Source organism: Gilliamella sp. B3022 (assembly GCF_028751545.1).
In the GTDB taxonomy this organism is placed as follows: Bacteria; Pseudomonadota; Gammaproteobacteria; order Enterobacterales; family Orbaceae; genus Gilliamella.
The window spans coordinates 518,257-531,890 of the sequence record NZ_CP071867.1; the positions used below are offsets into that span (position 1 = coordinate 518,257).

General features: G+C 34.8%; 11 protein-coding genes. 9 read left to right on the forward strand and 2 right to left on the reverse strand.

All coding sequences use genetic code 11. The features are described from left to right. Positions 1–31: 31 nt before the first annotated feature. On the reverse strand, positions 32–1,960 hold the full coding sequence (locus J4T76_RS02265) for an ABC transporter ATP-binding protein (protein WP_267339504.1): 1,929 nt from the start codon (positions 1,958–1,960) through the stop codon (positions 32–34). Positions 1,961–2,186: 226 nt separating this feature from the next. Here J4T76_RS02265 and J4T76_RS02270 point away from each other — a divergent pair, with 226 nt between their 5' ends. Continuing rightward, entirely contained in the window at positions 2,187–4,394 is a 2,208-nt protein-coding gene (locus tag J4T76_RS02270) for a hypothetical protein (RefSeq protein ID WP_267339505.1), read from the forward strand. 80 nt (positions 4,395–4,474) lie between these two features. Here J4T76_RS02270 and glyA read toward each other — a convergent pair whose 3' ends face one another. After that, on the reverse strand, positions 4,475–5,731 hold the full coding sequence (glyA, locus tag J4T76_RS02275; protein ID WP_267339506.1) for a serine hydroxymethyltransferase: 1,257 nt from the start codon (positions 5,729–5,731) through the stop codon (positions 4,475–4,477). A gap of 831 nt (positions 5,732–6,562) precedes the next feature. On the opposite strand from glyA, the gene J4T76_RS02280 reads away from it, so the two are divergent. From J4T76_RS02280 to J4T76_RS02315, 8 genes are all read left to right on the forward strand, one after another. Continuing rightward, complete coding sequence (locus J4T76_RS02280) at positions 6,563–8,005, forward strand: LTA synthase family protein (RefSeq protein ID WP_267345208.1); 1,443 nt, start codon at positions 6,563–6,565, stop codon at positions 8,003–8,005. Positions 8,006–8,012: 7 nt separating this feature from the next. Then, the gene (locus J4T76_RS02285) at positions 8,013–8,636 is read left to right on the forward strand and encodes a LysE family transporter (protein ID WP_267339508.1); all 624 of its coding nucleotides are present in this window, start codon (positions 8,013–8,015) and stop codon (positions 8,634–8,636) included. 194 nt (positions 8,637–8,830) lie between these two features. After that, entirely contained in the window at positions 8,831–9,793 is a 963-nt protein-coding gene (gene gutQ / locus J4T76_RS02290; RefSeq protein ID WP_267345207.1) for an arabinose-5-phosphate isomerase GutQ, read from the forward strand. Between the two features lie 186 nt (positions 9,794–9,979). Continuing rightward, a complete protein-coding gene (gene aroK / locus J4T76_RS02295) occupies positions 9,980–10,501 on the forward strand; it encodes a shikimate kinase AroK (RefSeq protein WP_267339510.1) in 522 nt (173 codons plus the stop codon). Between the two features lie 66 nt (positions 10,502–10,567). Next, positions 10,568–11,335, forward strand: coding sequence for an SPOR domain-containing protein (locus J4T76_RS02300; RefSeq protein WP_267339511.1), 768 nt, complete (start codon positions 10,568–10,570; stop codon positions 11,333–11,335). A 52-nt stretch (positions 11,336–11,387) separates the two neighbouring features. Next, positions 11,388–12,209, forward strand: a complete 822-nt coding sequence (locus J4T76_RS02305) for a Dam family site-specific DNA-(adenine-N6)-methyltransferase (RefSeq protein ID WP_267339512.1) — start codon at positions 11,388–11,390, stop codon at positions 12,207–12,209. Between the two features lie 39 nt (positions 12,210–12,248). Beyond that, a complete protein-coding gene (rpe, locus tag J4T76_RS02310) occupies positions 12,249–12,926 on the forward strand; it encodes a ribulose-phosphate 3-epimerase (protein WP_267355741.1) in 678 nt (225 codons plus the stop codon). Further along, the gene (locus J4T76_RS02315; RefSeq protein ID WP_267339514.1) at positions 12,919–13,614 is read left to right on the forward strand and encodes a phosphoglycolate phosphatase; all 696 of its coding nucleotides are present in this window, start codon (positions 12,919–12,921) and stop codon (positions 13,612–13,614) included. The genes rpe and J4T76_RS02315 overlap by 8 nt, the downstream gene beginning before the upstream one ends. Positions 13,615–13,634: the final 20 nt, after the last annotated feature.

Genomic DNA, 13,634 nt, shown 5'->3' on the forward strand with positions numbered 1-13,634 from the left:
TTAATTTTGTTAATTGATGCGATAACATTCATCACTGTTGACTAAGTGCTTCTAACTGCTCCCAGCGGTCGAACACAGCTTCTAATTCGACTTCTTTATCACTTAATGATTGTAAAATTTGATTCGTTATATCATGAGGTTGATTAAAAAAGTCATTTTGACCAATTTGCTTTTGTAAATCAGCAATTGCTATTTCAAGCTGTTCTATTTTACTTGGTAATTGAGCTAATTCACGTTGTTCGTTATAGCTAAGTTTCACTTTCTTTTTAACTGCAAAATCTTTATTTTGGTTATTAATCGTTTTTGATTCTTGTTTAGTTTGTTGACTACTAGTATTTATTTTTAAAACTTTAACAGGTTGTGCCTGCTGCTGTTGTTGTAAAGCATCAGCATAGCCTCCTGAATAAATACCAATATTCCCTTTATCTTCAAAAAACCAACATTGTGTTACAACATTATCAACAAACTGCCGATCGTGGCTTACCAATAAAACGGTTCCTTGATAATCATTGACTAATTCTTCTAATAATTCTAGCGTTTCAATATCTAAATCATTTGTTGGTTCGTCCAACACTAATAAATTGCTGGGTTTTAAAAACAGTTTTGCCAATAACAATCGATTACGTTCACCACCAGATAACGCCCTTACTGGCGTTCTAGCTCTTTTTGGCGGGAATAAAAAGTCCTGTAAATAACCCAATACATGACGTGAACGACCATTTACCATCACCTCTTGCTTGCCTTCAGCCAAGTTATCCATCACTGTTTTTTCTGGATCAAGCTCCAAACGATACTGATCAAAATAGGCAACCTCAAGCTTAGTGCCACAATGCACACTACCTGATGTAGGTATTAAATTGCCAAGCATCAATTTTAACAATGTAGTTTTACCAATACCATTAGGGCCAATCAGTGCAATTTTATCGCCTCTCAAAACTTGTACTGAAAAGTCATTGATCAACAATTTATCTTCAACTTGGTAAGTCACATTTTCTAATTCAAAAACGATTTTTCCTGAACGTAATGCTTCCTCAATTTGCATTTTAGCTTTTCCCATCACTTGGCGACGCTCAGAATACTCTTGTCGCATTGCCTTTAATGCTCGTACTCGACCTTCATTACGGGTGCGACGTGCTTTGATACCTTGACGGATCCATACCTCTTCTTGAGCTAATTTTTTATCGAATTCGGTATTTTGTAGTTCTTCAACACGCAATGCTTCTTCTTTACCAAGTAAGTAATTATCATAATTACCACTCCAAGAAGCGATTTTGCCACGATCTAAATCAATAATCCGTGTTGCCATTTGACGAATGAACGAACGGTCATGCGAAATAAATACAATGCTACCATTAAAACTTTTTAAAAATTCTTCTAACCATTTGATAGTTTTAATATCTAAATGGTTAGTTGGTTCATCTAGTAATAAAACTGTTGGCTGACAAACCAAAGCTTTAGCTAAAGCCGCTTTACGCAACCAACCTCCAGAAAGTGATGATAATTGAGCTTCACTATCAAGTGATAATGATGAAATCACATTACGAATCCGATTTTCAAGTTGCCAACCATTTTGGTGATCTAACTGCTCTTGCATTTTAGCTAATTTTGTTAAATTACTTTCACTGGGTTCTAGCTCAACTCGACGCGATAATTCGTGAAAGTTCTTTAATAACTGCGATTGTTCTTGTAATCCTTCTGCCACAAAATCAAATACATTACCTTGGATATCACGAGGAGGATCTTGTTGTAAGCGTGATACGATAACGTTAGTTTCATAAACAATTTGCCCTTCATCCAATGGTACTTCTTTATTAAGTACTTTAAGTAAAGTGGATTTACCTGCACCATTACGACCAACAAGACAAACACGTTCGTTGGCTTCTATCGCCATATCAATATGATCCAATAGTGGTGCATCACTAAATGAAAGATAAGCATTGGTAAGATTAATTAATGACATATTTATGATTTTTATTTGGATATTAAATAATAAAGCGTTATTCTATCACAAAGTTGTGAAAGGCAACTAAAATTCAACTTACAAAGAATATAAAACCCTTACAAAATCAGAATTGTGTTTCTCTTCGATAACAGAAACAAATGCAACGATATTTATTGATAATTTTAGTTTAAAAAATTTATTACCAATTGAATATGCAAATAATATGTTGGTACGGAGGTTATTTATGAGTCATATGTGGACATTCCAACGGGTCGGTGGATTAGATCAAGTTGTATTTAAAAACGCTAGCGACATTATCAATCTACCTGATTTAGATCCTAAATTATGGGTAGCATTAAGTTGCCCAACTACAGGGTTAGATTTTGATAAACGAACCTTAGCTTTACTTGATACAGACCAAGACGGACGCATTCGTATACCGGATATTTTAGATGCAATTAGTTGGACCAAAGACAAAATATTATCGTTTGGCAGTATTTTACAATCCTCTAACACATTACCATTATCTGAAATCAACACCTCAACAGAACAAGGTAAAAAACTTTCCGTTACTGCACACAGCATTCTTGCGAATTTAAACAAACATGATATAAATTATTTAACTCAAGAAGATGTGCAAGATTCGATAAAAATTAATGCAGGTAAGCTTTACAATGGTGATTTAATTTTTCCATCTTCTGCCGAGTTATCACCTGAAATGCAAACATTCATTCAAACGGCAATTAAAACAACCGGTGCCATGAAAGATATGAGTGGGCAAGATGGCATTAACTTAGAGATTGCGCAAACCTTTATGGATAATCTTAAAACTTGGCAGCTGTGGCAAACTGACATTAGCAACACCCAAACTCCATTTGGTGAAAACCGAGCAGAAATTTGGAAATTAGTCCAACTTTTAAAACCCAAAATTGATGATTATTTTCTACGTGTTGAATTGGCCGAATATGCTCCACAAGCACAAACAGCGCTCAATGTAGACGAAAAATATATTGTCCCTAACGAAAATGGTTTACTCTCAGATGAAGCTTTATCTGAATTACCTTTATCAAAAATTGACTCCACCCGTTATCTTGATTTAGTCAATGGGCTAAATCCGCTTTGGAAAGAAAAAATTACTCGTTTTAAAACCTTAGTTTCCTCATCATTATCTAATCCTGACCAACTAACCCAACAAGAATGGCAAAATATTCAACACAGCTTACAAGAATACACTACGTTGATCAGTTCAAAACCAGAACTTGTACAATTAAATGTTGCTATCGAGCCAACAGCGAGTATAGAAGACATTCACAATGATGTTATCTCCAGATTGTTAAACTCAGATTTATTAATAGAATTCAAGCAAATGGTTGAGCAAGATAACCAAACCCCTATTTCAGCATCCGATGTGCTGGTGCTTGAAAAGTTAGTTTTGTTTCATAAACATCTTTATCGCTTACTGGTTAATTTTTCCTCGTTTGCTGATTTCTTCTCGCCCGAAAAAAGAGCTGCTTTTCAGCTAGGTAAACTGTATATTGATGGTCGCTGTGCTACCCTTTGTGTCGCCGTCGATAACATTGCCAAACATGCCAATATGGCAAATTATTCTGAGCTTTGTTTACTCTATTGTGAATGTACCCGTCATGGTGAAAAGAAACTGATTGCAGCGGCAATAACCGCTGGACAAGGTGATTTATTGATTGAAGGTCGTAATGGTGTGTTTATTGATAATGAAGGGAATGATTGGGATGCCAATGTGATTAAAATGATCACCAAACCTATCAGTATTCAACAAGCCATTTGGGCTCCATATCAACGTTTTGGTCGTTTAATTACCGAACAAATTAACAAATGGGCAACGGATAAAGATGCCGATATCGAAAAGTCTAGCGAACAAGCCTTACAAAATCCTGCTAATAAATTCGATATTGGTAAAAGCATGGGGATTTTTGCTGCAATTGGTTTAGCTATTGGAGCTATTGGTACAGCATTAGCCTCTATTTTTCAAGCAATCTTTTCGCTCGCTTGGTGGCAATTCCCATTAGTTATTTTTGGGCTATTTTTGATTGTCTCTGGACCTTCAGTAATCTTAGCATGGCTAAAACTACGCCGTCGTACACTTGGACCCTTACTCGAAGCATCAGGCTGGGCAATAAATGGACAAGTGAAAATTAACTTAATGTTAGGCGGATTGCTCACGAGCAAAGCCGAACTACCTAATAATGCTAAACGAAATTTGCGTGATCCCATGAAACAGAACAATCATAGGCTCATCGCTATTTTTTGGTTAGCCATATTATTAGGTGTGGGGATTAGCGGTGGCTGGCTTTGGCATAAAGGTTATTTAAACAAATTTATTGAACCACAACATCATATTCAACAAAATGTGCAACAACAATCACACATTCATAATAATAACAACGTAAGTGAAAATCATAAAAAAATGAAATGACTATCGGAGATTCAAGCCGATAGCCAATACAAACTTTGCCGACTGATTATGTCGGCAAAAGTTAACTAAATAACAGTCAATCAGTGTTGATAAACGGGTAAACGACGACAAACAGCTAATACTTTAGCTTTTACGGTTTGAATAGTTTGCTCGTCATCAATGTTATCTAAAACATCACAAATCCAATTTGCCAACTCACGTGATTCTGCTTCTTTGAAACCTCGGCGAGTGATGGCTGGTGAACCGATACGTACGCCTGATGTCACAAATGGGCTTTGCGGATCTTTTGGTACACTGTTTTTATTTACCGTAATATTCGCGCTACCTAATGCGGCGTCAGCTTCTTTACCTGTAATTTTTTTATCCACTAAATCAATTAAAAATAGATGATTTTGCGTTTCACCTGAAACCACTTTATAACCACGTTTTAAAATAACATCAACCATGGCTTGCGCATTTTTTATTACTTGATGTTGATATTCTTTATAGGCTGGTTCCATCGCTTCTTTTAAAGCTACCGCTTTGGCGGCAATTACGTGCATTAAAGGTCCCCCTTGAGCCCCAGGGAAGACAGATGAATTTAATCTTTTATAAAGATCGTCACTACCGCCTTTGGCTAAAATTAACCCCCCACGAGGTCCGCCTAATGTTTTATGAGTTGTCGTAGTAACTACATGAGCAAAAGGTACTGGGTTAGGATATACACCTGCGGCAACTAAACCAGCAACATGAGCCATATCCACAAACAAGAACGCACCGACACTATCAGCAATCTCGCGCATGCGCTTCCAATCGACCACACCTGAATAAGCAGAAAAACCACCAATAATCATTTTAGGTTTTGAATCTAAAGCTATTTTTGCCAATTGTTCGTAATCAATATGTCCAGTTTCGTCAACACCATAAGCGACTACATTATATAATTTACCTGAAAAACTGACTGGTGAACCATGTGTGAGATGCCCGCCTTCTGACAAATTCATACCTAGCACCGTATCACCTGGTTTTAATAATGTCATATAGACAGCAAAATTAGCCTGTGAACCTGAATGCGGTTGCACATTAGCATAGTCAGCACCAAACAACGTTTTTGCTCGCTCAATAGCTAACCGCTCAACAATATCAACGTATTCACAACCGCCATAATAACGTTTACCTGGATAACCTTCGGCATATTTATTGGTTAATTGCGATCCTTGTGCTTGCATTACGCGAGGACTGGTATAGTTTTCGGATGCGATTAGCTCAAGATGATCTTCTTGACGTTGTTCTTCACCTTTGATGGCATTCCATAATTCTTTATCATAATTGGCAATGGTCATATCTTTACTGAACATATTGGCTCCTTGTTAATAATTGCATTCACCATTAAGCATAACTGCACTTATTGGTTTAAAAACACATCATCAGCAATTATCCTCACTTAATCAGCATATTATTTCAATCTTTTTTTTGGATTATAAAAAAATTTTATATTAAAACGGTAGTTAAATACGACAGTTTTTATTGCTGGTTTCATCTGTAAAAACTTACTTTAAATTCAATTGTTTTATCAATTATCTTTTTTGACAAAACAAATTTTACTTAAATTCTGTAAACAAAAATCAACAACATTTCTTGAGTCACCTAGTTAGAATCAGTTTAGGTAATCATTTGATAGCTTTTGCCATCATCATAAAAACAAAATTATAGAATTGCGTCTAAATACACTTTTTTCTAATCGTGTTATTGGTATTCATTTTTTTCTAATGCCAATAATTTTATTTTGGTTTTGAAGAATTCAAATCCCCCATAGCGATAATGTCTTCATTCGCATCCATCTCGCTGCTTGATTCATAGATTTATGTGAACAGTCAAGTCCTTTAACAAAGGAGAGTAATGAAATAAATATAAACAAGATAAAGATAGTTAACTTCTTCATAGTTATTTCTTTTATTTAATGAAGTTAATAGTAGAACTGAAAAAGTTAATTGCCATTTATTTCATTAATTAACATAAATGAATTTTGTGTTTAGACTATACAAAAATGAAAGATTAAGTAATCATCAAAATAATATAAAAAATCAATTTTAATTATTTTGAATGTCACAAAATTGCAATAGCACTTTTTTATTTATTAATATTATGTATATACTGTTGCTAAAATTGATTATTGAGTAACACGTTTTATGCCCTTATCTACGCTCGTTATTTTGCCTTTTTTAATATTAACCATTACTTTTGCTTCACTTTTTCAACAAAAAAAATGGCAATTACTGATTATTGTCTTAATGACAGTTTTCATCGTGATGGAACTCACCTCTGTCTATTTTAGTGGTGGTTTTATTAACTATCAGTTTTTTGTGAATTTAAATGTAAATGATATCATTGAAGGTTTGTTCATTTTTAAACTGCAAGCGGTACTAGTTATTGCTGTCTTTTTTGGGTTGGTATTTATATTGTCAAAATTGGCCAATCTATACAAACGTAAATGTCGGTTATTTATTCGCTTATTATTTGCCGGTTTTGCCATCATCTCAATAAGTTACCCTAACGGTCCTTTAAGTCGTTTGTATGAAATATATCAAGTAACGAGTGCTCCTCATAAACCGTTTCAACAAGCGCTACAATCATTAAATATGATTGACTATCCAACCAAAGATCAAATTGTAAGCCAAAAGGGCAAAAATATTATCGTATTGTCTCTTGAATCTTTTGAACAAGGCTTTTTGGATTTTGAAGAAATTACACCCAATCTACGACAATTACGCCAAGATTATACCTTCTTTGCTAATATGCCAATGAGTACGGGCAGCAGTTGGACTACCGCTTCAATGTATACTTATATGACAGGCATGCCATTTCTAATTGGAGGATACACAACCTCACCATTAATGAAAGCAAACCAAACACAATTAGTAAGCTTGGGGGATGTACTTAGACAGGCAGGCTACCAAACACGTTATGTAATGGCGGGTCCTAACTTTGCAGGAATTGGGCACACAGCTGGATTATTTGGTATGCAAATTGTCTCCGAAGAAACTTATGTTGGTCAATATCCCAATGCCCCATTTGGATTATACGACAAGGATATTTTAGATATAGCTCAAAAACAGATTATTGAGATGAACAGCTCAGGTAAGCCATTTGCTTTATTTATTTCAACAGTTTCAACTCATGCGCCTAATGGCTTCAATGATGAACGCATGCAATCAGTCATATCACCTAAAGATGATAATATGTCATTTGTCGCTGCTTCGCTCGATTATAATGTTGGACAATTTATCCGATATTTAAAAGATAATGGATTATTGGATAACACTGTGTTTTATATTTTCCCCGATCATTTAATGATGGGTGCAGGCACTGCAACAATTAATCGCTTATCCCAAAAAGAGCGCAAACTTTACCTACTCACCAATGCTAAAACTAAAAATTTACATAAAACACCCGATCAAGTCATTTACCAAATTGATCTACCTCGTTTAATTTTAAATGGTGCGCAAGTTAAAAGTAATGCTAAATTTTTAACTGATTACCTAACGGAGCCCAATTTAAATAAAAAACAATTTATTGAGCAATATAAATCAAAAATTGCAACGATAAATAATTCTGCACAAGTATTTAAATAGGTATAAAATGACAGTCGATACATTAATGCTAGTCATCACTATCAGTTTTTTAGGATTGATTTCACCGGGACCTGATTTTTTTCTGATTCTGAAAAACAGTTTGAGCTATAGCCGAAAAATCGCGTTGATGTCTTGTTTAGGCGTGATTATGGCGATATTAATTCATATGAGTTATTGTATTGCCGGTATTGCCATACTCATTGCAACAACACCGATTCTTTATAATGGATTACGTTATGCAGGTTCAGCTTACTTATTATGGCTCGGAATAAAAGCATTACTAGCAAAGAAAGCAAGTACAACTTATCTTATTCAACAATCGAACATCAAATGTATTTCCGCTAAAACGGCCTTTATGCAAGGCCTATTTTGCAATCTACTTAATCCTAAAGCAACACTCTACTTCTTAGCAATTTTCACTCAAGTATTAAGTGCAAATTCATCAATGATTGATAAACTTTTGGTAGCACTTATCATTTGGATAGAAGCTGTTATTTGGTGGCCTTTTGTTGTGTATATATTCCAAACACCAGCTGTACAACGAAAATATTTTAAAATACAAATAATTATTGATAAATTATTAGGTATTATTTTAATAACATTAGGTATAAAAGTTGCATTAGGATTTTAATATAAATTTCTCAATATTTTTTTACTAAAACATTATGTTCACCTGAAACTTTTTTACATCAAAACTTTCTTTTTTTGAATCTTCTATAGTTAATGATACACTGTTAGCAATATGATTGATTATAATTAACCATTATTGATTATCGATTATAGCTATATGATTTACTTATATTTAAATATATTAGGTTAGTAAATATGAACAAATTATTACAATATGGTCGAGAACTTCTTGAATTAGAACTTCAAGAAGCCCAAAAATTACCTGATCGACTAGGTAAAGATTTTATTGAAGCGTGTCAACTTATTTTATCAAATAAAGGGAAAGTCGTTGTATCAGGTATTGGAAAATCCGGACATATTGGAAAAAAAATCGCAGCATCATTAGCAAGCACCGGTAGTCCAGCTTTTTTCATGCACCCATCTGAAGCCTTACATGGGGATTTAGGTATGGTCACTAAAAATGATGTAGCCATTCTTATCTCATACTCTGGACGAGCAAAAGAATTTAACTTTATTTTACCAATGCTGTCAGCAATGAACGTACCTGTGATAGCCATTACAGGTGGATTGGATTCTCCATTAGCTAAATCAGCGCAAGCAGTACTCGATGTATCAATCGAACAAGAAGCATGTCCAATGGGACTTGCACCGACTTCAAGTTCAACCAATACTCTACTAATGGGTGATGCACTCGCTATCGCAGTTATGCGTGCTCGTGGATTCAAAGAAGAAGATTTTGCTCGCTCTCATCCTGCGGGTAGTTTGGGAGCTAAATTACTCAATCATGTCAAAGATGTCATGAGACAAGGTGATTTAATTCCAAAAGTACCTCAGACTGCAACTGTATTCGATGCCATGTTAGAATTAAGCCGAACTGGAGTGGGTTTAGTTGCAATCTGTCAGGATAATAATAAAATAATTGGTGTTTTTACCGACGGAGACTTACGTCGATTATTACTAAAAAATGGTACATTGCAAGATAGTATTAGCTCTGTTATGACAAGCCCTGGCTATCAAATACCTGAGAGTTGGAAAGCAGTAGAAGCTTTAAAATCATTTAATGATCATAATATTACCGCAGCACCTGTCGTTAATAGTTCAGGTGAATTAGTAGGCGCTTTAAATATTCATGATTTACATCAAGCAGGAATAAGCTAAAAACTATTATAAATACTTATTGCAAAAAGGTACTATCTATTGAGATAATTACCGACCTAAATTTTTGTCGTTAGACGGAGATCCAAGAAAAGTTACACAGTTAACAATGCGAATGATTAAATAAATCATTGAACGTTAATGTTGTGTTGTATATTTTAACCAAAATTAATAGATGATGAAACTACAATGGCAGAAAAGCGAAATATCTTTCTAATTGGCCCAATGGGGGCAGGAAAAAGCACAATAGGCCGACAGATTGCACAACAGCTAGGCATGGAATTTTTTGATTCAGACCAAGAGATTGAAAAACGTACAGGCGCTGATATTGCATGGATTTTTGATTTAGAGGGTGAAGACGGATTCCGAGCCAGAGAAGAAAAAGTCATTAATGAATTGACTGAAAAACAAGGCGTAGTACTTGCAACCGGAGGGGGTTCAGTATTATCGAAAGAGACTCGTAATCGATTATCGGCTCGTGGCATTGTTGTTTATCTTGAAACAACCATTGAAAAACAAATGGCTAGAACGCAAAAAGATAAACGTCGTCCACTTTTACAAGGCGGCAATACTCCAAGAGAACTTTACGAAGAACTTGCCGGCGAGCGAGAACCTCTTTACGAAGAAATTGCGGATATTACAATCAAAACTGATGAACAAAGTGCTAAAGGTGTTGCAAGTTATATTATTGAGAAAATAGAGCAAATTTAAGTCGCTTATTTTAGAAATAATGGTACTTTATAAGGCAATAATCTTTTGATAGGTTAAGGAGGAAATATGCGTGTAGATAAAGACGATCGTTATATATCAGAACAACCTAGCAAGGATTCAACGCCCCCATTAAAATTGCCTAATTTTCTTCAAAATTATCCAAAGAAAAAACTTATTATTTGCGGTTTGATAATCCTAGTTATTTTTTTAATAATAAGCTTGATTATTTTCCGACCTTCACGAAAAAGCGAACCAACGCCTTTAACGCCTCCTGTGGTTAACGGTGTTGCTTCAACAGTTGAAACGGATAATATTAATGCTGTTTATGATGGACAAAGCAATGTTACAGATAATGGAAAAACTACTGATAATTCATTGGTGAATTTGGAAAGATTGAATCCATCTAAACCTGAAGTGCCAAAACCATCTGAAAATAACAGTAATGGTATAATTTCAACTGATAATTCAAATATGGCATCAAATGCCAATCGTAATGGCGAAAAAAAACCAACTAAAAAGATAGTTAATCTAAACGACGACAAAAATAGTTTAGCTAAAAACTCTAGGATAAAAGATGATCATTATGTGATTCAAATTACTGCATCTAGGTCGATTGAGGGCTTAAAAAAATTTGTTACACAAAATAAAATAGCGAATTACCATATTTATGAAACTCAATACAGCAATGGTAAATGGTTTATTTTAGTTAAAGGTAATTATTCATCAATTGATGAGGCTCATAAAGCGATCAAGTCACTACCAACAGCTCTCCAAAAAGATAAACCATGGGTTAAGTCGGGAGCAATGGTTAATAAAGAAAAAATAGTAAACTAATAAAGGATATCGTCCATTTATCCTACTAGCAACGAAAAAATAGGAGCAACCGTTGAAGAAGCAACGAGCCTTTTTAAAATGGGCCGGAGGAAAATATGCGCTTGTAGACACAATTAAGCAATATCTACCAGAAGGGGAACAATTAATTGAACCTTTTGTTGGCGCAGGTTCTGTTTTTTTAAATACCGATTACAAAAGTTATATTTTAGCTGATATCAATCATGATTTAATTGCACTATTTAAACTACTAAAAACAAACCCTGATCAATTTATTAATGATCTTAAACCATTATTTAATGAGCAAAATAATCAATCTGAGGCATTTTACCAACTTCGAGATGTATTTAATGGTAGTAACGATCAGTATTTAAGATCGTTACTCTTTGTCTATTTCAATCGACATGGTTATAACGGGTTATGTCGTTATAATACTAATGGAAAATTTAATGTACCCTTTGGTCGATATAAAACAGTCTATTTCCCTGAAAAAGAACTTTACTTTTTTGCTGAAAAAGCACAAAAGGCTGAGTTTATTTGTGCGCCTTATCATGAGGTCATGCAAAAGGCTGAACAAAATTCGGTGATTTATTGTGATCCACCTTATATTCCACCTAATAAATCAGGAGGATTTACGTCTTATTATTCCAATATTTTTGGCTTTGAAGAGCACAAAAATTTGTCTAAATTAGCGGAAACAGTGGCATATAAAAAAAATATACCCGTACTGGTGTCTAACCATTATACTGAATACACCATGACGCTCTATAATAAGGCGAGTTATCTTTACCGAGCAGAAATGCGTCGTTCAATCAGTTGTGCAGGTGGAAGCAGAAAAAAGATTGATGAGATTTTAGCTTTATATAAAAAGTCATGAGCAAGCTTATATGTAAAGTTGATTATTTAGAGGTAGGTTATGAAAGAATTTATTATTGCACCATCAATATTGTCCGCGGATTTTGCTCGCCTTGGGGATGATACTCAAAAAGTACTTGATGCGGGTGCAGATGTTATCCATTTTGATGTAATGGATAATCATTTTGTACCAAATCTAACCATGGGTTCAATGTTTTGCAAAGCGTTACGTGACTATGGGATTACCGCACCGATTGATGTGCATTTAATGGTTTCGCCAGTCGAAGAATTAATTACCTCTTTCGCCAAAGCTGGCGCTACGAATATCTCTATTCATCCGGAAGCGACCATCCATTTGGATCGAGCGATACAGTTAATCAAAGATCATGGTTGCAATGCTGGTATTGTATTTAATCCAGCCACCCCATTAGATTATTTAGATTATGTAATCGATAAAATTGATATTATTTTATTAATGAGCGTTAATCCTGGTTTTGGCGGACAATCTTTTATTCCTTCCACCTTAAAAAAATTACAACAAACAAGAAAACGCATTATTGATTCGGGACGAGATATTCGTTTAGAAGTCGATGGAGGCGTTAAAGTTGATAATATAGCCGAAATTGCCAAAGCTGGTGCCGATATGTTTGTAGCAGGTTCAGCTGTTTTTGGTGAACCAGATTATAAAACGGTAATTGACGCTATGCGCCAACAGTTAGCAGGAGTTACATATGCATAAATTACAAGATATTCAAGCAATCGCCTTTGATTTAGATGGCACACTTGTTGATAGTGTGCCAGGACTTACGCTTGCTGCGCAAAATATGCTTGCAGATTTAAAACTTGCCACTATAACAAATGAACAAGTAAAAAACTTTGTTGGAAATGGCATTGATGTGATGTTAGAACGCATATTTAAAGCAATTAATGTTATACCATCAGCTGAACAATTTGCCAAAGCTAAAGCACTATTTAATCAACATTATGACAAGGTCATCGATGCCGAAACTAAGCTATTCCCTCATGTCAAAGAAACCTTAAAAACACTGCATAATAATCAATATTCATTGGCACTAGTGACGAACAAACCCGCTCAATTTTTACCAGATTTGCTATCATCGCTTGGCATAAAAGAGTACTTTTCCCTGATACTTGGAGGTGGTGATGTTATTAAATTAAAACCACATCCAGCACCACTATACCAAGTCATGGCAACCTTCGGTTTATTCAGCGATCAGTTATTGTTTGTGGGAGATTCTAAAAACGATATTACTGCTGCCCAAAATGCCAAATGCCCTACTGTTGCACTAACCTATGGATACAATTATGGCATCTCGATTGCGACCAGCAATCCTGATTTTTTATTTGATGATTTTAAAGATATATTAACCTTATTACCTCAGCCCAAAGCTGAAGCTAAAAAATAATGATTAAAGATAAAAAATAA

Excerpts from the sequence above, each read along its gene's own strand:
- J4T76_RS02265 (WP_267339504.1), bottom strand. The coding sequence starts at position 1,960 with ATGTCATTAATTAATCTTACCAATGCTTATCTTTCATTTAGTGATGCA.
- J4T76_RS02270 (WP_267339505.1), top strand. The coding sequence starts at position 2,187 with ATGAGTCATATGTGGACATTCCAACGGGTCGGTGGATTAGATCAAGTT.
- glyA (WP_267339506.1), bottom strand. The coding sequence starts at position 5,731 with ATGTTCAGTAAAGATATGACCATTGCCAATTATGATAAAGAATTATGG.
- J4T76_RS02280 (WP_267345208.1), top strand. The coding sequence starts at position 6,563 with ATGCCCTTATCTACGCTCGTTATTTTGCCTTTTTTAATATTAACCATT.
- J4T76_RS02285 (WP_267339508.1), top strand. The coding sequence starts at position 8,013 with ATGACAGTCGATACATTAATGCTAGTCATCACTATCAGTTTTTTAGGA.
- gutQ (WP_267345207.1), top strand. The coding sequence starts at position 8,831 with ATGAACAAATTATTACAATATGGTCGAGAACTTCTTGAATTAGAACTT.
- aroK (WP_267339510.1), top strand. The coding sequence starts at position 9,980 with ATGGCAGAAAAGCGAAATATCTTTCTAATTGGCCCAATGGGGGCAGGA.
- J4T76_RS02300 (WP_267339511.1), top strand. The coding sequence starts at position 10,568 with ATGCGTGTAGATAAAGACGATCGTTATATATCAGAACAACCTAGCAAG.
- rpe (WP_267355741.1), top strand. The coding sequence starts at position 12,249 with ATGAAAGAATTTATTATTGCACCATCAATATTGTCCGCGGATTTTGCT.
- J4T76_RS02315 (WP_267339514.1), top strand. The coding sequence starts at position 12,919 with ATGCATAAATTACAAGATATTCAAGCAATCGCCTTTGATTTAGATGGC.